At 70.2% G+C, this 18074-nt stretch carries 20 protein-coding genes; 10 read left to right on the top strand and 10 right to left on the bottom strand.

The window, feature by feature from the left end; all coding sequences use genetic code 11:
* The first annotated feature begins 60 nt into the window (after nt 1–60).
* From JKJ07_RS31145 to JKJ07_RS31125, 5 genes are read left to right on the top strand one after another with little or no spacing between them, the layout of a single operon-like run.
* Complete coding sequence (locus JKJ07_RS31145; RefSeq protein ID WP_202995435.1) at nt 61–1359, top strand: cytosine permease; 1299 nt, start codon at nt 61–63, stop codon at nt 1357–1359.
* Nucleotides 1356–2357, top strand: a complete 1002-nt coding sequence (locus JKJ07_RS31140) for a TIGR03619 family F420-dependent LLM class oxidoreductase (protein WP_202995434.1) — start codon at nt 1356–1358, stop codon at nt 2355–2357. The genes JKJ07_RS31145 and JKJ07_RS31140 overlap by 4 nt, the downstream gene beginning before the upstream one ends.
* On the top strand, nt 2354–3451 hold the full coding sequence (locus JKJ07_RS31135; protein WP_202995433.1) for a M24 family metallopeptidase: 1098 nt from the start codon (nt 2354–2356) through the stop codon (nt 3449–3451). The genes JKJ07_RS31140 and JKJ07_RS31135 overlap by 4 nt, the downstream gene beginning before the upstream one ends.
* A complete protein-coding gene (locus tag JKJ07_RS31130; protein WP_202995432.1) occupies nt 3448–4659 on the top strand; it encodes a threonine synthase in 1212 nt (403 codons plus the stop codon). Before JKJ07_RS31135 ends, JKJ07_RS31130 begins: the two co-directional genes overlap by 4 nt.
* Nucleotides 4656–5657, top strand: coding sequence for an LLM class flavin-dependent oxidoreductase (locus JKJ07_RS31125; RefSeq protein ID WP_202995431.1), 1002 nt, complete (start codon nt 4656–4658; stop codon nt 5655–5657). Before JKJ07_RS31130 ends, JKJ07_RS31125 begins: the two co-directional genes overlap by 4 nt.
* Here JKJ07_RS31125 and JKJ07_RS31120 read toward each other — a convergent pair.
* The 9 genes from JKJ07_RS31120 to JKJ07_RS31080 form a co-directional block, all read right to left on the bottom strand.
* A complete protein-coding gene (locus tag JKJ07_RS31120; RefSeq protein WP_202995430.1) occupies nt 5606–6850 on the bottom strand; it encodes an SAM-dependent methyltransferase in 1245 nt (414 codons plus the stop codon). The genes JKJ07_RS31125 and JKJ07_RS31120 overlap by 52 nt on opposite strands.
* Nucleotides 6851–6901: 51 nt before the next feature.
* Nucleotides 6902–8143 carry a hypothetical protein gene (locus JKJ07_RS31115; RefSeq protein WP_202995429.1) on the bottom strand — a complete coding sequence of 414 codons (1242 nt, stop codon included), beginning with the start codon at nt 8141–8143 and terminating at the stop codon, nt 6902–6904.
* On the bottom strand, nt 8144–9061 hold the full coding sequence (locus JKJ07_RS31110) for an alpha/beta fold hydrolase (RefSeq protein ID WP_202995428.1): 918 nt from the start codon (nt 9059–9061) through the stop codon (nt 8144–8146). It lies immediately after the preceding gene.
* A 181-nt stretch (nt 9062–9242) separates the two neighbouring features.
* The gene (locus JKJ07_RS31105) at nt 9243–9812 is read right to left on the bottom strand and encodes a hypothetical protein (RefSeq protein WP_202995427.1); all 570 of its coding nucleotides are present in this window, start codon (nt 9810–9812) and stop codon (nt 9243–9245) included.
* Nucleotides 9813–9923: 111 nt separating this feature from the next.
* Nucleotides 9924–10691, bottom strand: a complete 768-nt coding sequence (locus JKJ07_RS31100; RefSeq protein WP_202995426.1) for an alpha/beta fold hydrolase — start codon at nt 10689–10691, stop codon at nt 9924–9926.
* 42 nt (nt 10692–10733) lie between these two features.
* Nucleotides 10734–10877: a hypothetical protein gene (locus tag JKJ07_RS31095; RefSeq protein ID WP_202995425.1), complete on the bottom strand. Its 144-nt coding sequence runs from the start codon at nt 10875–10877 to the stop codon at nt 10734–10736.
* A 149-nt stretch (nt 10878–11026) separates the two neighbouring features.
* Nucleotides 11027–11488, bottom strand: coding sequence for a GNAT family N-acetyltransferase (locus JKJ07_RS31090; protein WP_307834490.1), 462 nt, complete (start codon nt 11486–11488; stop codon nt 11027–11029).
* Between the two features lie 285 nt (nt 11489–11773).
* Nucleotides 11774–12211, bottom strand: a complete 438-nt coding sequence (locus JKJ07_RS31085; protein WP_202995424.1) for an Hsp20/alpha crystallin family protein — start codon at nt 12209–12211, stop codon at nt 11774–11776.
* A gap of 133 nt (nt 12212–12344) precedes the next feature.
* Entirely contained in the window at nt 12345–13289 is a 945-nt protein-coding gene (locus JKJ07_RS31080; protein WP_236030170.1) for a helix-turn-helix transcriptional regulator, read from the bottom strand.
* Between the two features lie 53 nt (nt 13290–13342).
* Here JKJ07_RS31080 and JKJ07_RS31075 point away from each other — a divergent pair, with 53 nt between their 5' ends.
* Together JKJ07_RS31075 and JKJ07_RS31070 are read left to right on the top strand one after the other, a co-directional pair.
* Complete coding sequence (locus JKJ07_RS31075) at nt 13343–13705, top strand: VOC family protein (RefSeq protein ID WP_202995423.1); 363 nt, start codon at nt 13343–13345, stop codon at nt 13703–13705.
* A 48-nt stretch (nt 13706–13753) separates the two neighbouring features.
* Entirely contained in the window at nt 13754–14395 is a 642-nt protein-coding gene (locus tag JKJ07_RS31070; protein ID WP_202995422.1) for a hypothetical protein, read from the top strand.
* On the opposite strand, the gene JKJ07_RS31065 is transcribed toward JKJ07_RS31070, so the two are convergent.
* Complete coding sequence (locus tag JKJ07_RS31065; protein WP_202995421.1) at nt 14362–14862, bottom strand: nucleoside deaminase; 501 nt, start codon at nt 14860–14862, stop codon at nt 14362–14364. The genes JKJ07_RS31070 and JKJ07_RS31065 overlap by 34 nt on opposite strands.
* Before the next feature lie 100 nt (nt 14863–14962).
* Here JKJ07_RS31065 and JKJ07_RS31060 point away from each other — a divergent pair, with 100 nt between their 5' ends.
* From JKJ07_RS31060 to JKJ07_RS31050, 3 genes are read left to right on the top strand one after another with little or no spacing between them, the layout of a single operon-like run.
* Complete coding sequence (locus JKJ07_RS31060) at nt 14963–15481, top strand: SigE family RNA polymerase sigma factor (RefSeq protein ID WP_202995420.1); 519 nt, start codon at nt 14963–14965, stop codon at nt 15479–15481.
* Nucleotides 15478–16689, top strand: coding sequence for a hypothetical protein (locus JKJ07_RS31055; RefSeq protein WP_202995419.1), 1212 nt, complete (start codon nt 15478–15480; stop codon nt 16687–16689). The genes JKJ07_RS31060 and JKJ07_RS31055 overlap by 4 nt, the downstream gene beginning before the upstream one ends.
* Before the next feature lie 18 nt (nt 16690–16707).
* Nucleotides 16708–17856, top strand: coding sequence for a Kelch repeat-containing protein (locus JKJ07_RS31050; RefSeq protein WP_202995418.1), 1149 nt, complete (start codon nt 16708–16710; stop codon nt 17854–17856).
* The last annotated feature ends 218 nt before the right edge of the window (nt 17857–18074 follow it).

The following is an 18074-nucleotide window of genomic DNA, read 5'->3' as shown; positions in this document are numbered from 1 at the left end:
GTAGTGTCCACGAGACCTGTTCAAGACTATGTGAGGAATCGCTAAAACGAGGAGAGCAGGATGACTACTGACGAACGGGCGGCCCGAGCCGCCGAAGGTGATCTTGCCGCGACGATGGACGACCACGCCCTCGAGCCGGTGCCGGCCGCCGGGCGCAAGCCGCTTCTGCAGCTCATCGTGGTTCAGGTCGGCTGGAACATCAGCGTCAGCAGCTTCCTGGTCGGCGGCGTGGTCGGCGCCGGCACCACGTTCGGCGAGGGCATGCTGGCCATCGGCCTGGGCAACGTCGTGCTGGCCGTGGTGGCGTCGCTGATCGGCATCATCGGCTTCCGCACCGGCCTGACCAGCTATCTCGCCTCGCGGGCGGTGTTCGGCCGCAACGGCTCGATCGTCGTGTCGATCGTGCTCGGCATCGTCGCCATGGGCTTCATCGGCGTGCTGATGGACACGTGGGGCGGCGCGGTCAACAAGCTGATCCCGGCCATCCCGTCCGCCGTGTTCGTCGTCGTGTTCGCCGCGGCCATCCTGACCACGGCGATCTTCGGCTTCAAGGGCCTGCACACGTTCTCGCTGGTCGCCGTGCCGGTGCAGGTGGCGATCGGCCTGTTCGCGCTGTTCCGGATCGGCTCGCTCGACGGCGGGTTCGGCGAGGTGTTCGACGCGAGCCCGGTCGCCGCGATCGGCTTCTCGGCCGCGGTCAGCTCGGTCATCGCGACCTGGGTGACCGGTGCCGCGCTCGTCTCCGACGTCCAGCGGTACGCCCTCAAGGCCCGCGATGTGGTCATCTCGTGCGTGCTCAGCTTCGTCGTCGGCGTCGGCATCTTCGAGGTCATCGCCACCGTCTCGGCCATGAAGGTCGGCAACAGCAACTTCGTGGTCGTCATGCAGGGCCTGGGCCTGCTCGCCCCGGCCGCCGTGCTGCTCTTCCTGGCCCTGTGGAACACGGCCGACAACAACATCTACTCGGCCTCGCTCGCCTTCACCTCGGCCTCCAACCTGCTCAAGCTCAAGCTGAAGAAGCCGGTCTGGACGGTCGTGGCCGTGGTGATCGCGGTGGCCATCGCGTTCCTCGGCGTGGCCGACCAGTTCGGCAAATTCCTGACCGTGATCGGGGTCGTGGTGCCGCCGTTCGCCGGCCTGCTGATCGCCCACTTCTGGGTCGTGCAGCGCAACGCGGCCGAGGCCCTCCGCAACCTGCCCGCCGTACGGTGGGAGTCTTTGGCCTGCTGGATCGCCGCCGCGCTGCTCGCCTACTACGGCGACTTCCTGCTGGTCAACGCAATCGAGGGCCTGGTCGCCGGGTTCGTGCTCTACGCGGCGGTCGGGCTCGGGCTCAAGAAGGCGAGGACCAGCGCATGAGGTACGGACTGGGCGTCCCGACCGGCACCGAGGGGCTGATGTACGCGGTCCCGTACGCCGACATCGACCAGGCCGTCGAGCTCGCCGTCGCGGCCGAGCGCAACGGGTTCGAGTCGGTCTGGGGCAACGACCACATCACCACCCAGCGGTACGTGCGGGACAGTTTCGAGACGCCGCCGCGCTACTACGACCCGTTCGCCTACTTCAGCTACGTGGCGGCGGTGACAGAGACCGTACGGCTGGCCACCGCGATCATGGTGCTGCCGTTCCGCAACCCCGTGGTCGCGGCCAAGCAGGTGGCCACGCTCGACCACCTGTCGCACGGCCGGGCGGTGCTGGGCGTCGGGATCGGGGCCTACCGCGAGGAGTTCCAGGCGATGGCGCCGGGTATGCCGCTGCACCGGGGCGGGCACGCCGAGGAGGCGATCGCCGGGCTGCGCGCGCTGTTCACCGAGCGCCGGGCCTCGTACGAGGGGAAGTGGGTGAAGTTCGACGACGTGGAGAGCTATCCCAAACCCGTACAGGATCCTTTGCCGATTCTCTCGGGTGGCAACTCGCCCGGCAGTCGCTCGCGGGCCGCGCGCCTGGCCGACGGGTGGCTCCCCGCGTGCCTCTCCCCCGCCGAGGCGGCCACCGGCCTGGGCTTGATCCGCGCCGAGGCCGAGCAGCACAAGCGGGAGCTGACCAGCGATTTCGAGGTGGCATTGCAGGTCTGCGTGAGCGTCGCGCCGACCCGCGAGCAGGCGTGGCGGCGGTTCGAGTCGTCGCAGCTCTTCCACCACCTGGTCTCGCTGTCCAAGACGACCCTCAAGGACCAGGGCGTCGACGACCTCATCTCGCGCAACCTGATCGGCACGCCCGACGACATCAAGGAGCAGATTTCCCAGTACGAGGGGGCCGGCGTCACCACGATGGCGGCGCTGCTGTTCGCGGCCGACTCGGTCGGCGAGACGCTCGACATGATGGCGCGGTTCGGGTCGGAGGTGATCGCCCGATGAGCGGCGACCTGGGTGCGCAGCGGCTGGCGCGGCTGCGCGAGGGCCTGGCCGGCGCGCCCTTCGACGCCGTCGTGCTGACCGAGCCCGAGAGCGTCCTGTACGCGACGGGATACCGCAGCATGCCGGGCCAAGTCTTCCGCACGCACCGGATGGCCGCGGTCGTCACCGGCGACGACCTGTGGCTGGTCTGCACCGCCGCCGACGCCCCGGCGGCCGCCGCGAGTGGCATCCCGGCCGACCGCCTCGTGCCGTTCGGGCGGTTCTACGTCGAGGGCCCCGACCCGGAGCTGACCAGCATGGCCGACCGGCACCCCGACCTGGAGGCGGCGCTGCGGACCGCGCTCGAGCAGCTTCCGGCCGGGTCCAGAGTCGTACGGGAAAATGACACGACCCTCGCCGCCGAGGCCCGGATGATCAAGCTGCCGGGCGAGGTCGAGCTGCTCCGGTACGCGGCCCGGCTGTGCGAGGACGCGGTGAACAAGGCCCTGGCCGCGGCCGGTCCCGGCACCACCGAACGCGAGCTCGCGGCGGTCATCGCGGCCACCATGGCCGAGGGCGGCGCCGACCCGCGGTTCATCGTGGCCGCCGTCGGCGAGCGCAGCGCCCTGGCCGACGTCGTGCCCGGGGATCGGGCCTGGCAGCCGGGCGAGACGGCCCGGTTCGACGTCGGTTGCGTGGTCGACGGCTACTGGTCCGACATCGGGCGCACGGCCGTGCTGGGTGAACCCGACGCGCGTCAGCAACAGGTGTACGCGGCGGTGCACGCGGGCGAGCAGGCCCAGCTCGACGCGGCCCGGCCCGGCGTCACGGCCGAGGAGCTGTTCCGGCTCGGGCTGGAGGGAACCGGGGCGGGGGTGCCGCGTTATCGGCGGCAGCACTGCGGGCACGGGATCGGGCTGTCCATCTACGAGCCGCCGATCATCGCGCCGGGCGGGGCGACGCCGTTGCGGGCCGGGATGACGTTCTGCTTCGAGACGCCGTACTACGAGCTGGGCTGGGGCGGCATGATGATCGAGGACACCGTGGTGATCACCGAGAACGGGTACGAGATGCTGTGCAGCGGCGAGCGCGACCTGCTGGTGGTGCCGGCGTGACGGCGTACACGGGGAACTTGGTCTGTGTCCGGTGCGGCGTGGCCTATCCGGAGCCGGCGCTGACGTTGATCGGGGCGGGCTGCCCGGCCTGTGTCGGCGCCAACGTGCTGCCGGAGTACGAGTTGTCCGAGATGGTCGTGCAGGACGACCAGCCGGGCCTGTTCCGTTATCGCGCGCTGCTGCCCATCGCGGAGGACGTGACGCCGGTCAGTCTGGGCGAGGGTGGGACGCCGGTCGTCGAGCTGCCCCGGCTGGCGGAGAGCATCGGGCTGCGGCAGGTGTGGGTGAAGGACGAGAGCCGCAACCCGACCTGGTCGTACAAGGATCGGCTGGCCGCGGTGGCGACGACCAAGGCGGTCGAGCTCGGCGCGGAGACGGTCGTCGTGGCGAGCACCGGCAATCACGGGGCGGCCGTGGCCGCGTACGCCGCAAGGGCCGGCCTGCGCTGCGTCGTGCTGACCCTGGCGTCGGTGCCGACCACGATGAAGACGCTCATGCAGGCGTACGGGGCCGAGGTTGTCGCCCTGCCCCGGCCGGCCGATCGCTGGCACCTGATGGGCGAGCTCGTCAAGGTGCGCGGCTGGATGGCGATGTCGGGCTACGCGAATCCGCCCGCCGGCTCCCACCCGTACGGGGTGGACGGCTACAAGACCATCGCGTACGAGCTGGTCGAGCAGCTGCCCGCACCGCCCGACGCCGTGGTGGTGCCGGTCGCGTACGGGGACGGGCTGTCCGGCATCGCCCGCGGTTTCGCCGACCTGGCCGCCCTCGGCGTGATCCCGCGCGTGCCCCGGCTGATTGCCGCCGAGCCGTTCGGTCCGCTCGCCCAGGCCCTGGCCGACGGTTCCGACACCGCGGGACCCGTGCCGGTCGGGCCGTCGGTGGCGTTCTCGACCGCCTCGCCGTTCGGCACGCAGCAGAGCCTGGCCGCCCTGCGCGGCAGCAACGGCATGGCGATCGCGACCCCCGACAACGACGAGATCATGCAGGCGCAGCTTGCCCTGGCCGCGTCGAGCGGTGTCTACCTGGAGGCGTCGAGCGTGACCGCCGTGGTCGCGCTGCAAAAGGCCGGGCTCGGACCCGGCGAGACGGCGGTCGTCATCGGCACGTCGACCGGTCTCAAGGACGTCGGCGCCACCGCGGCCCGGCTCGACGAGGTGCCGGTGATCGAGCCGACGATCGTGGCTCTGGACAAGGTGCTGCGATGAGGCTGGCCTTCTCGATCTCGGGGCATCGCGACTCGGCCGGGGCGGTGCGGGCCGCGGTCGCCGCCGAGCGGGCCGGGTTCGACGACGTCTGGCTGACCGAGGACTACTTCGAGCGGGGTGCGTTCGCTCTGGCCGGGGCGGTTGCCGCCCGTACGGTCTCGGTTCGGGTGGGCCTGGGCGTGGTCAACCCGTGGACGCGGCATCCGGCGCTGACGGCCATGGAGTTCGCAACCCTCGACGAGCTGAGCGGGGGCCGCGCGGTGCTCGGGCTGGGCGCCAGCAACGCGCACTGGATGAGCGACCGGATGGGCATCCCGTTCGACCGGCCGCTGGCCCGTACGCTCGAGTCGGTCGACCTGATCCGGCAGCTGCTGACCGGCGCGCCCGTCCGCTTCGAGGGCGAGTTCTTCCAGGTGGACACCAAGTTGTCGTTCACGCCGGTGCGACCCGATCCGCCGATCGTGCTCGGCGTGAAGGGGCCGCGGGCGATCACCCGGGGCGGCGCGATGGCCGACGGGTTGCTGCTGTCGATCCTGGCCGGGCCGGGCTACGTGCGCTGGGTCCGCGACCGCGTCGGCGCTGCGAAAGAGCTTTCCGCGTACGTGGGCATCGCGGTCGACGACGACCCGGCGAAGGCCCGCGACCGCCTGCGGCCGATGGTGGCCCAGTTCCTGGGCGTGCACGGCGACCACCTCATCACCCGTACGGCGGGGGTCTCCGCGACGGTGGCCGAGGAGTTCCGGGCGGGCTGGCTCAGCGGCGCGCCCCGGGTCGATCTGGTCACCGACGAGCTGCTCGACGAGGTGGCGGTGGCCGGGGACGCCGCGGGAGCCGCGCGGGGACTGGCCCGGCTGGCGGAGGCCGGGCTCGACGTCGCCGTCGTCCGCGACGACCCGGCCGTGGAACCGGAGGAGACGATGGCCGCCGCACTGTCCGCCGTTCAGGGCTACGCCAGGTCGGCGCTGCGCTTGATCTGGCACTGCCAGACGTCGAGATAGCGCACCCGGAAGCCGGCCTCGAAGTACGCCAGATACAGCGCCCAGATCCGAATGAAGCGATCGTCGAAGCCCTGATCCCGGACCTCCTCCAAACGCGCGCAGAAACGGTGCCGCCACATCCGCAGCGTCTTGGCGTAGGAAGCGGAAAGGCGGCGGAGCTGGGTGATCTCCAGGCCCGTGTCCCGCTTCAGGATGCGCTCGATCGCCGGGATGCTGGGGAGCTCCCCGCCGGGGAAGATGTATCGGTCGACCCACGAGTAGTTGCCCAGCTGCTGCTCCATCCGCCCGTCCGGGAACGTGATGAGTTGCAACGCGATCGCGCCGTCGGTGGCCAGGAGCGATTCGAGCTCGCGCAGGTAGGAGGCCCAGTAGGCGGAACCGACGGCTTCGATCATCTCGACCGAGGTGATCGAGTGATACACCCCGGACTGGTCGCGGTAGTCCGCAAGGTCGACCGTCGCCGTTCCAGGCCCCGCGATGTCGGTGATCCGGGCTCGGCAATAGTCGAACTGCCGCTGGGAGACGGTGATCCCGGTGGCATGAGCCCCGCGTCGCGTCGCGGCCGAGACCAGGAGCCCGCCCCAGCCGCAGCCGATGTCGAGCAGTGTGGCGCCCTCCCGGACCTCGGCCAGATCGAGGATCGCGTCCATCTTGTCCCGCTGCGCCTCCTTCAGTCGGGTGGCCCGGCTGAAGTCTGCGCAGGAGTAGACCAGATCCTCGTCGAGGAAAAGCCGGAAGAAGTCGGGTGGGAGGTCATAGTGCAGGGCGACGTTGCGGCGAGCACCGCCCCTCGTGTTGGGCACTCCCCGCGGCATTCGCCAGCGCCACCCCAGCTGGCTCGCCACCTCGTTCCACCGTCCCCGGCTCGCGAGTTTCCCGGCGTAGACAGCCAGCCAATCGACTATCTCGTCGGTCTCCGCCTGAAGCGAGGCGGTGCCGTCCCCACCTCGCCAGGATTGCTGGATGAAGGCTTCTCCGAAGCCCAGATTGCCGTCGCGAAGGAGTCGCGCCGCGAAGTCACCGGGATTCGTCACCGTCAGAGTGGGCACGCCGTGACGCCCACGCTCGGAGCCGCGCACGAGGCCCTGCCGTGACTTGTCGAGGGTGATGCCGAACGCGGTGAAAACCAGGGCCTGGACAAGTGGACCGACCGGACGGATGCGCAGATGACCCCAGTCCGAATGAAGGGTCACGGAATCCTCGCGACGCGGCATCGACGATCACCAACCTCCATCAGCGGCTCGCTACGACAGCCCTCCGGCCAGGGTTCGCGAAAGTTGAATGATGGCGTAAATTCCGGGGGCAACCTTCACAATCCCGACGGCGAGGTTCGCGATCGGCAAGGGAGGCCAGGATTCGGCGTCCCGTGCCGCCAGGATGACATCCACCTCGGGCTCGGCGACGACGTAGTCGACCCGGTGGTGCGGCGCCGCGAAGGTTCCTCGGCGCCGGCGGTCCCGCTGCCCGCGGCGGATCTCGGCGACCCTGACCGCGTGCGCGACGAAGGCCCGGACGTCGGCGCGAACGCCGTGGTGCGCTTTGACGATCATGCGGAGGGTGAGGACGATGAGGGCCAGATCGGTGCAGACTCCCAGCGTGGCGAAGCCTGCCGCGACGACGCGGTTCACGCCGCCCTGCAGCATGTCGAATACCGCGATCATCGAGATCGCGAAGTTGATCGCCGTCGCGTAGCTGAGCATGATCAGGGAAGTCGCCGGCGCCCAGCCGAAACTCTTGTCCCGCCAACGCGGCACGTACCTGACCCGGAAGTCCAAGAGATTCCGCTTCCGCCGGCTGAGCAGGCGCTGGCCCACAAGCGCGTACATCCAGGCGCTGGCCAGGGCGAAGTGAACCCCGACGGTCCCGACGAATACGCACCAGACCGCCAATAGTGGATTGTCACGGTAATCGGCCCACCAGCGTTCCCGGAGAACAGCCTCCGGAGCAGCCGGGTTGGCGAGAGCCTCAAAGATCCCGCCGGACTGCAAGTTCCGGCTGTAGAGCCAGATCGTCATGGCCGCCGAGACCGCGAAGAGCAGCCAACCCTTCCAGCCGCGCGGGAGGAGGCGAAGCAGCCATTGCTGCATGGTCTCGTCGGCGCCGGCGGTGACCCGGTCGTCAGGCAACAAGCCGGTGCGCTGGAGTTCGGGAACAAGACCTTCCAGCCTGCGCAGGATCGTCAGGTAGCCGATCACGGCGAAGGGGGAGGTCAAGGACAGGATGACGGTGGGGATGTCGACCAGGAACGGAACGCTGTCGCAGTTCGGAGGTTCGCCCTGGCGAAGCAACAACGACCGCAGGAAGACCCGAAAACCCTGACAGCCCGGTTCGCGAGCCACATCAAAGGCGGACGTCACCAGCACGGTGAGCACAAAGCCCGACAGGGTCCACCCAACAAGCCGGACATTGTCGAGCCCGCGTCGCGAGCCCCTCAGCGGGAGAACGGCGCGGCCCAGTGCACCCATACGGTCGCCCACTGAGGTCATCTAGAGACCTAACGCTCGCAGCACTGCGGACGGACGCTCGATGGTCAGCATGTGTGCGGCGTCCGCGACCCAGGCGATGCGGGCTGAGGGGTTGGCTCTGATCAGCTCCTGCGCGTCCCACTTGGTGACCAGCCGGTCCCGGTCGCCGAAGACGGCGATCAACGGCACCGTGATACTTCCCCACGTCTCGACCGCGTCGTAGGAGGGGCCGTTGCGCGCGGTGAGGACGACCCCCCGCGGGCTCAGCTGAGTCAGAATCTTCTCTGCCAGTTGCCGCCGGAACTGTGCGGGGCGAGCCAAGAAAGGCGCGATGACCGCCCGGGCGCCCACCACCCTCGCGCACAGCCGAACCATGTGGGATCCGAAGCCGCCAGTCAGGCAGAGCAGCCAATAGCCGTTCCAGAGCAGGGCGGTCACAGGGTTGCGAAGGATGTTCGCAATCGGTCTCTTGATCGTATTCAGTATCGCGAAATAGGAACCCGCGGCGACGTGGACGGAGGTCACATCAGCGGCGAAGCGGCTGGCCATGTCCAGGGCCAGGAATCCGCCCATCGACTGTCCGACGAGCCTGACCTTGAGAAAGCCCAGGCCCTTCATCTCCCGCATCAACATCTCGCCGACCTCGGGGATCCACATGGTATCGAGCCGATTCTCCGATCGCCCGAACGAGGGCAGATCGACCAGGACCAGGTTGCCGAGTTCCACTCCGGACTCGGCCGCGCACTGGAGAATAGGTGTCCATGTTGTGGCGTCCGATGCGACACCGTGCAGGAGGAGCGTACCGGCGTCACCATTGTTGCGGCGTCTGACATAGAACGCGACTCGGCCGTAGGGCGTTTTCGCCAGCACCGTCTCGAAGCCAAGATCGCCCAACTCCGTGATGATGTCCCTAGGGGTGTACGCGTCGCACGATTCCATGATGTCACTCCGCAGTTGTTCGTTCCGACCGACGAAATGCTTCTTTGCAGGGAGATCATGGACGTCGCCGGAGATTACCGCGGCGGGCGAAACGCACGCTGTCCTCGATCCGACACGACAGCGCCCGGCTCGGTGGAGCTTCGAGCCGGGCGCGTCGGCGTTCACGGAGAGGCCGGCCGCGTCACCGTAGCGTGATCCGGAAGCTGGTGTCCGAGTCGAGCAGCCCGCTGAACGGGTCGATCGCGAGGCGAACCGGGCCCTCGCCGGGACAGGTCAGGACCCACGTTCCGGTGACGACGCTGCGCGGGCGGCTCGATCCGCCGGGGAAGCCCGGGTCGGGTGTCACCTGACAGGTTCCGGTGTCGGTGCCGGCCTCGACCGAGGTCTGATTCCACTGGGTGGTCTTCGTCCCGCCGTAGGTGCCACTGAGCACGAGCTCGATCTGTTCCCCGGCTCTGGTGGCGGACTTGACGCCGATTTGCAGCACGTGATCCGGCCTTGGCTCGGCGATCGTCGCCTTCATCGCAGTCGGTTTCGCCGTAACGGATGGTTCGGGCGTCGGCGGGGCGGTCGATTCCGGGACCGTTGATGCCGGGGCCTCTGACACCGGAGCCGCCGCCGCAGCGTCGTTCACCGCCTCGTCCGGCCCGGAGCAGGCCGGCATCGCTGCCAACGTTGCGACCACACCCGCGTAGAACAGCCACCTAGCCTGTCGCACCATCGCCTCCAGCGATCGCCGAGCATCGGACACCAGCGACGGGAAACGACCCCGCCTATCGACGATCGTCTGTGGACAGACGTGGCTGGTCCATGCCGCACTGATGCGGCATGGACGATGCGGGATCTGCTCGCGATACTGCGGTTACCGGCTCACTCCGGCCGGAGACGAGGCGACGGCCGCCTGATTCAGGAATGCCAGGACTTCGGTGGCGAACCGCTCGGGGGCCAGGCTGTGCACGCGGTGGCCGACCGGGATCGTCGCCAGGCGCGCGCCGGGGAGGGCCAGGGTGGCCTCGGCCAGGCGGCGCGGCGGGATGCAGCTGGTGGGGCCGCCCGAGAGGACCAGGGTGGGGTGCTCGACGTGGCCGAGGCGCGACCACCACGCGGCGTCGGGACGCGACAGCTGGCGCAGCAGGGCGGCCATGGCGCGCAGGTCGTAATCCTGGCGGACGGTGAGAATGCCGAACACCGCGGTGAGCACCTGCCACGGGTTGATGCCCCGGACCGACGGCTGGGACGTGCGGGGCGGGGCGGCCAGGTCTTCCAGCACGAGGCCGGCGATGCGATCGGCAACGCGGCGGGCGGCGTCGAGCGCGGCGTAGGCCCCGACCGAGTGGCCGACCAGCACGGTGCCGCGCAGGTCGAACGCCTCGAGCAGGCCCACCAGGTCGTCGCCGAGGCTGGTCAGCGCGTAGCTTCCAGGGCGGGCGCTGGTGGCGTGGCCGCGCAGGTCGACGGCGAGCACCCGGTGGCCCTCGAGCCGGGCGGCGAACCTGTCCCACGTGCGCGAGCTGCTGCCACAGCCGTGCAGGAGCACCACCGGGCGGCCCGACGGGTCACCGGCCTCCCGATAGCCGAGCCGGACACCGTTGATCACGACGGTGCCGACCGCCGACCACTCGAAGACCATCCACGTTGTTTACCAGACGTTGGTGTACAGGTCCTGAGAACGTCACTCGAAGAACTTCAGGCTGTAGCCGATGTTGGTAGCCGCTCCCGGCACATCAGCGCGGCGATAGGTGGTGTTACCCCACCAAACCGCCGTTCCCGTGTACCAGTAACGGTTCGACCAGGAATACGGCGTGCCCTTCGCCACAGCGTGATACATGGTGGGGAACCGGTTACCGGATGGCGGGCTGGTCGTTAGATCTCCGCGCTCGAGGACGAACGTGTGGTGACCCGGACCGTCGACCCGTCGATCGCCCACTTGTCGTTGGGCAGGGCAACCTTGACCGTGCGCAGCGCCTATCGGACGTAGTGACGCAGGCGCACTGTTTTCCCACGCGAACCGGCCCAGTCGGCGGTCGTCGTGTGCGTGTATCGCCATCCGGTGCTCTCGTAGAACGCGACCGCCGGCGAGTTCACCTTGTCAACCACGTTGAGGATGAGCCGACCGCCGGCCCAGATGTGCACGTGGTCAAGCAGAGCACTTGCAACCCCGAGGCGGCGGGCCTCAGGCGCCACGAACAGCCGCGTGACCTCTCGGCCGTTCTGTACGGCGACGTGCCCAACAATGAGACCGGACGAGTTCGTGGCCACCCACGCCTGGTCGAACTCCGGAAGATCCAGCCAGGCACTGGGGCGAGAGGGCCATTTCGCCGGATAGCCGTTGGCAAGGCGCACCCGACGCAGCAGACGCGCACACGTTTCGAGGTCCTCCGGACGCCGTTCCCGGATGGTCAGGGGCCAGACAGCTACATCGGTCACCCCAACATCATGAACCAGCACCGCGCGGGCCCGGTCGAGAGCGCTCTCCCACGTTGTCGTCACGGTGCCGCCATGAACAATGGGCGGCGGCCCCGCCGTACAAGCGCCCTCAAGCCCGACGCCCTCCATGCCGCCGAGTCGGGTGGCTGGGTGCAGGTCTGGAACCCGATGATGGATGTGGTCATGGGTTGGAAGGCTGCAGTACCGCGTCTACCCGGTGTGACGGCGTATGCGACGGGGGTGTCGGCCGGGCGGTCGGGGTGCCGCCCGGCCGAACGACCGTGATCAGGCGGAGGCTTCGACGGCTGGGCGTTCGCCGGCCACCGTGATCGGGATGCGGCGGGGCTTCGCCGCGGCGGCCACCGGCAGGGTGAGCGTGAGGACGCCGTCCTGCCAGGTGGCGGCGATGTCTGACACGTCGACGCCGTCGCCCAGGGTGAGCCGGCGCTCGAAGGTGCCGGTGGGGCGTTCGCGGCGGATCCACTGCAGTTCCTCGTCGGCGCGCGGGGAGCGTTCGGCGCGGATGGTCAGCACCCGGTTGTCCACGTCGATCCGCACCGAGCCGGGGTCGATGCCGGCCAGGTCGCAGTGCAGCACGTAGTGGTCGCCGGACCGGTAGAGGTCGATCGGCATGGCCATCGTGACGGACTGCGCGGCGGGGGCGCCCAGCACCTGCTCGGCGAGCCGGTCGAAGTCGCGGAAAGGATCGAAAGTCAGCACCACGAACACCTCCTCGAGACCCGTCCGCCGGCCTGTCCGACGGACGCGTGGCGCTCGGCTAAAGATCAAATCTGCCGAGGTGCCGCCTGGTCATCCGGGGTGCATCACCGCGGTGACCAGCAGCGACAAGAATTTTTTAGCACTCCTCGCGGCCGAGTGCCAAGAGGTTAGCGGAAAAATTGTGGACCCATTTTCCGACCAGGTCACGCAGGGCCGCGGGCTCCCGCACGACGAACGGCCGACCCAGTCCACCGAGGACCCCGGGCACCCAGTCGAGCCGCTCGGCCCGCATCCGCACGACCACCCAGCCGTCCTCGTCGTCGGCCTCGATCGTCGCCAAACCCTGCGGCAGCCCCGCCCGCACCTCGTCGGCAGACCCGTTCACCCGTACGACCACCTGATAGCGCCAGGGCGTGCCGGCCAGCCCCGCGAGCACCGTCGCGGCCGGGTCGAAGTCGTCCGGCACCTCGAAGGTCTCCCCCGTCGGACGGACCCACCCGATCCGGTCGAGCCGGAACGTGCGCAACTCCCCCGACGACGCGTCGTGTCCGGTGACGTACCACCGGCCGTGGTGCGCCACGATCCCGTACGGGGAAAGGGTCCTCTCGCTGCTCACGCCGTGGCGATCCGCGTAACCGATCAGCAGGGAATGCCGTTGCCGGGCCGCCTCGGCCAGTCGCAGCAACACTGACGCCTCGGGGCTCGCGGCGGCCGGGGCGGTGAACTCGGTCGTCGCGAACACCGCCGCCAGCCGGGCCTGGAGCGCCTTGGGCAGCACCCGGCGCACCTTGGCGGCGGCGCTCTCGGCGGCCTCGCCCGACGACGAGTTGAGGCCGAGCAGGACAGCCAGGGCCTCCTCGTCGGTCAGCATCAGCGGGGGCATCCGGAAGCCGGGGGCCAGCCGATAGCCGCCGTACCGCCCGCGCACCGACTCGACCGGCACCTCCAGGTCGAGCAGCTGGCCGACGTACCGGCGTACGGTCCGCTCGTCGACCTCCAAGCGGGCGGCCAGCTCGGCGGTCGTACGGGTGCCTCCGCCTTGCAGAATCTCGAGCAGGCCGAGCACGCGGGCGGTGGACATCTCCCGAGAATACCGGGCGGAAGCTGCCCGGTATTAGACCTAGCGTGTGCCGCATGAACCTGACTTCGATTCGCCTCATCACCAATGACGTCGCCCGGCTGACCGACTTCTACGAGCTGGTCACCGGCCTGACCGCCCGCCGCCCGACCCCGCTGTTCGCCGAGCTCGTCACGCCGGGCGCGACCCTGGCCATCGGCGCACTCGCGACCGTGCCGTTCCTCGACCGTCCGGCCGCCGGCACGGCCATCGTCGAGTTCCGCGTCGCGGATGTGGACGCCGAGTTCGCGCGGCTGCGCGGGAGCGTCCGGGAGTTCGTACAGGAACCCACCACGATGCCGTGGGGTAACCGGTCGATGCTGTTCCGCGACCCGGACGGCACTCTCGTGAACGTCTACGCCCCGCCGACTGTTAAGTAATTTCCCGATTGGGTAGGGGGTGAAGATCCAACCAAGGAGGTTCTCCCCGTGCGTACGTCCCGGGTCTTCACCACCGGCGCTGTTCTCACCGGCCTGGCCCTGACCCTGCAGGCCTGCGGCTCGTCCGGCGACTCGTCGGAACCGGCGGCGGCCCCGTCGACCGCGGCGGCCGACTCCGCCGCCGGTTCCGCGCCGTCCCCGGCCGCCACCTCGGCGTCGGCGGCCCCGCTGAACACCGAGGACATCCTGGCCGGCAAGCGGCAGACGCTGATCCACATCGCGGAGGACGACAAGGACTGGAGCGCCACGTACGAGGGGCCGATCGCCATCGGGGACGGCACCGACGACGGCGCCGAGTTCCGGCTCGTGCCGGCCCAGGGCGAGGACATGTATCTGATCGAGGCCCTCCGCCCGCGCGAGGAGGGCGGCCGCTGGTGCGTCTTCGCCGACAAGACAAAGGAGCCGGTCGGCGTGGGCACGGTCAAGTGTGCCGAGAACGAGACCACGGTCTTCCGGGTCTACGCGACCGGCGAGAAGGACGAGAAGGGCCGCCCGACCCACAACTTCATCAACGAGGAGTTCGGCGCCCTCCAGGTCAAGAACGACGGGTCGGCCCTCTACATCCAGCAGACCGGCGACGGCGGCATCCGCGGCAACTACAGCTTCGTCGACCGCGGCCCGGTGGAATAGAACATCCCCGCGGCCTGCTCGTGCAGCGCCCGCATCTCGTCGTCGAACGGCGGGACCGGGCCGGTCACGGGCAGGCCGGGCACGACGTCGGTCACGGGCAGCACCGCCACCGGCGACGAGGGCAACCCCCAGCCCGTACGCCACCCGGCCAGCTGAGCGCTCGACGCCGCGCAGACGATCGGCCCCAGCCCCGCCCACCCGTGCGCCGCGGCACACATCGGGCAGTGCTCCCCCGACGTGTAGACCGTGCAACCGCCCCGCTCCTCGGCCGGCACGTTGGCGATCGCCCACTGAGCCAGCCGTAGCTCGGGATGCGCGGTCGGATCGGCATCGGTGTTCTCCCGGTTGCGATCCTCGGCCAGCACCTTGCCATCGGCCCCGACCAGCACCGACCCGAACGGGAAATCGCCCGCCGCCAGGGCCTCCGCCGCCAGCTCGACACAACGCCGCAAGTGTTCGTCCGTCATGGCACCATCCTTCCGCGAGAATCCTCGGTGAGCGACCCAACCGAATGCCTGTCGATCCGCGTCGGATACTCAGCGACGGTGACAGGGGGCGGGGCGGCGGATGCCGAGAAGAACCGACGGCGAATATCTGGCCTTCGTGCAGGGCCGGGTCGGGGCCATGCGACGGGCGGCCTATCTGCTCTGCGGTGACTCGCACGGCGCCGACGACATCGTGCAGGAGACGCTGACCAAGCTTTACACGCGCTGGCCGCGGATCAGCCATGTGGAGAACCTCGACGCGTACGTCAACACGATGCTGGTCCGGGTCTTCCTCGACGACCGCCGTCGCGGGTGGTGGAAGGTCGCGCTGCTCGACTGGCTGCCCGAGCGGGCCCCGGTCGCGCCGCCGGCCACCGAGGACACGTCGGTGGTGCGCCAGGCGCTGCTGGGCCTGCCCGTCCGGCAGCGCGCGGTCGTGGTGCTGCGCTTCCTGTGCGACCAGCCGGTCAAGGAGGTCGCCCGGATCCTCGGCTGTTCCGAGGGCACCGTGAAGAGCCAGTCGGCCCACGGGCTGGACCGGCTCCGCCAGATCTTCGACGAGAAGCTGCCCGAGATCGCCGCCGCGCAGGACCAACGATGACCGAGGAGAGCAGGGAAATGACCGAGGACGACCGCGCGGTGCGGATCCTGCGGACGCTGCCCGACGAGCCGCCCGCGCCGTCGACAGTCGACGTGACCCGGACGATGGCCGAGGGCCGCCGGCGGCGCCGGGTGCGGCGCTGGTCGGGCGGGGTCGCGCTGGCCGCGGTGACGGCGGTCGCGGCGGGTGGCGGCACGATGGCGGTGGCGGCCCTGCAGGAAGAACCGGTCCCCACGCCGACCACCTCCACCGTCGCCGTCGCCCCCACGCCGAAGAACTGCCGGGTCACGCTGCTGCCGTCCCGCGGGATCAGCAAGGCGCTCGTCACGGCGGGCGATCCGAGCGGGCGCTACCTGGCCGGGCGGGTCTATCCCGAGCAGGGACACGCGCAGACGGTGCTCTGGAAGGACGGGAAGCTGCTGCCGACGGTGTCGATGCCGGGCGCCGACGCGTCGTGGGACGACATCAACTCGTCCGGACTCGCCGTCGGGAGCAGCTTCGACGGCGACCAGCAGCAGGCGTTCACCTCCTTTCAGGGCGTGACCCGGCTGCCCGGCGGACGGTCCGTCGCGGCCGCCGTCAACGACGCCGGGGTCGTCGTCGGCATGCTGGGCGACCCGTTCGCCGACGGGGTGCCGGTGCGCTGGGCCTCCCCCAAGGCCGCCGCGGAGAAACTGCCGCTGCCCGCCGGGTACACCCGCGGCGACGCGAGGATGATCGACGAGGACGGCACGATCGCCGGCCGCATCTCGCGCGGCAAGGGGCTGGGAACCGGTTACCTGTGGCTCCCCGACGGCACCGGCCGCCTGATCCCGCCGCCCGGTGACAACGACTTCTTCTGGCCCGAGTCGATCAGCGACGGCGTCGTGTACGGCCGCGCGGGCCGCGAGAGCGCGAACGCTTCGTCCCGCGAGTTCGCCTCGTACGCGTACGGGGTCGCCACGGGCACCTACAAGAAACTGCCCGCCGACCTGGACCCGCCCGCGCTGGGCGCCGCGAACGGCTGGGTCCTCGGCGTACGGGGAATCACCGACACGGTCATCGTCGCCGGGGACACGGTGGTGAAACTGCCCCGCTACAAGGGCATGAAGGAGTACGTGGTCAGCGCGTTCAGCGCCGACGGGACAGTGGCCGCGGGCTACACCACCGACACCGACAAGATCGAGGGCGTGGCAAACCGCCCGGTCCGATGGAACTGCGCGGGCTGAACCGCAGTCCAAGGGTCCATGAGACTGATCGCGGGGGTTGTCTGCGGCCTGCTGGCGCTGAGCGGGTGCGCGGCGCCGGAAGCCGCCGAGCAGGAGGCGGCGAAGGCGGGCTGGCGGAAGGTTTCCGGCAGCCCGCTCGGGCCCCGGGAGCAGACGCTGGGCCTGTGGACGGGCCGCGAGGTGCTGCTGATCGGCGGCAGCGACGCGACCCCGTGCCCGCCCAACGCGAGCTGCGCCTACCCGCCCGGCCCGCCGCTGACCGACGCCGCGGCCCTGGATCCGGCGACGAACACGTGGCGCACGCTCGCAGCTCCCCCGGCGTCGACGTTCGGGGCGCAGGGCGTGGTCATCGGTTCCACCGCTTTCCTGCTCCCGTACGAGTCCCGGCGCGAGCTGCTCGTCTACCACGTCGACCGGGAGGCCTGGACCACGCTGCCGGTGCCGTTCGACCCGGCCCGCGGGTACGGGCTCGTCGCCGCCGGGAAGAGCCTGGTCGCATACGGGGGAAGTGACGAGGCCGGGCCGACCGACGACTTCCGGCTCGACCCGGCGACCGGCAAGTGGACGCCCCTGCCCGACGACCCGCTGGGGCCCGCCTTCGAACGCTCGATGGCGTGGACCGGACGCGAACTGGCCCTCTTCGACCACGAACTCGTGCCCAACCCGGGCGCGGACGGCCCCGCCGTGACCCGGATGGCGGCCCTCGACCTGAGCACCGGCAAGTGGCGCCGCCTGCCCGACGCCCCGATGCTCCGCACCGGCCCCTGGCTGCTCGCCGCCGGCAAACTCGTCAACCCGACCCTGGGCGGCGCCGACGGCGGACAGGTGGGCAACTGGGGCCGCCCCTACCCGAACGGCGGCATAGTCGACCCGGCCACCGGCGCCTGGGCGCCGCTGCCCGACCCGCCGGGCGGCCTGACACTGGAGGCCGAAACCCGGACCGGCGGCGCCCGCACCGGCACGACCGCCCTCTACCCCGCACTGCCCGGCGCCGTGCTCGACACCGCAACGGGCAAGTGGGACCACCCCGGCGACCCCTCCACCAAGACCACCACCGGCCGTACGGTCGTGGCCGCCGGCACCCGGCTGGTGGTCTTCGGCGGCGCCCGCTGGACCGGCGACGACGACGCCACGCTCCTCGACGAGACCTGGATCTGGACGCCCTAGGCCCTGCTTCGTAGCTGGGGTGGCAGCGAGGCCGGGTCCAGATTTCGTCTGGTGGTGGCCCGCGGAAGCTCGGCTCCCGGGGTTGGAACCGGGCTTTCGCGGGACGCCGCCAGGCGGGATCTGGGCCCTGCCGCAGCCCCGCCCCAGCTACGAAACAGGGCCTGGGTTGTTCACGTTGATCAACAGGTTGGCCATCGGCTGGTCAGCGAGGCGTTCTC

Origin of the sequence: Paractinoplanes lichenicola (genome assembly GCF_016785085.1) — a bacterium.
GTDB classification, from domain to species: domain Bacteria; phylum Actinomycetota; class Actinomycetes; order Mycobacteriales; family Micromonosporaceae; genus Actinoplanes; species Actinoplanes lichenicola.
Note: the sequence above shows the minus strand (reverse complement) of the source record. Positions and strands in the feature narration are given on the sequence as shown.

Coding starts and splice junctions, on each gene's coding strand:
- JKJ07_RS31145 (WP_202995435.1), top strand. CDS start 61: ATGACTACTGACGAACGGGCGGCCCGAGCCGCCGAAGGTGATCTTGCC.
- JKJ07_RS31140 (WP_202995434.1), top strand. CDS start 1,356: ATGAGGTACGGACTGGGCGTCCCGACCGGCACCGAGGGGCTGATGTAC.
- JKJ07_RS31135 (WP_202995433.1), top strand. CDS start 2,354: ATGAGCGGCGACCTGGGTGCGCAGCGGCTGGCGCGGCTGCGCGAGGGC.
- JKJ07_RS31125 (WP_202995431.1), top strand. CDS start 4,656: ATGAGGCTGGCCTTCTCGATCTCGGGGCATCGCGACTCGGCCGGGGCG.
- JKJ07_RS31115 (WP_202995429.1), bottom strand. CDS start 8,143: ATGACCTCAGTGGGCGACCGTATGGGTGCACTGGGCCGCGCCGTTCTC.
- JKJ07_RS31110 (WP_202995428.1), bottom strand. CDS start 9,061: ATGGAATCGTGCGACGCGTACACCCCTAGGGACATCATCACGGAGTTG.
- JKJ07_RS31100 (WP_202995426.1), bottom strand. CDS start 10,691: ATGGTCTTCGAGTGGTCGGCGGTCGGCACCGTCGTGATCAACGGTGTC.
- JKJ07_RS31080 (WP_236030170.1), bottom strand. CDS start 13,289: ATGTCCACCGCCCGCGTGCTCGGCCTGCTCGAGATTCTGCAAGGCGGA.
- JKJ07_RS31075 (WP_202995423.1), top strand. CDS start 13,343: ATGAACCTGACTTCGATTCGCCTCATCACCAATGACGTCGCCCGGCTG.
- JKJ07_RS31065 (WP_202995421.1), bottom strand. CDS start 14,862: ATGACGGACGAACACTTGCGGCGTTGTGTCGAGCTGGCGGCGGAGGCC.
- JKJ07_RS31060 (WP_202995420.1), top strand. CDS start 14,963: ATGCCGAGAAGAACCGACGGCGAATATCTGGCCTTCGTGCAGGGCCGG.
- JKJ07_RS31055 (WP_202995419.1), top strand. CDS start 15,478: ATGACCGAGGAGAGCAGGGAAATGACCGAGGACGACCGCGCGGTGCGG.
- JKJ07_RS31050 (WP_202995418.1), top strand. CDS start 16,708: ATGAGACTGATCGCGGGGGTTGTCTGCGGCCTGCTGGCGCTGAGCGGG.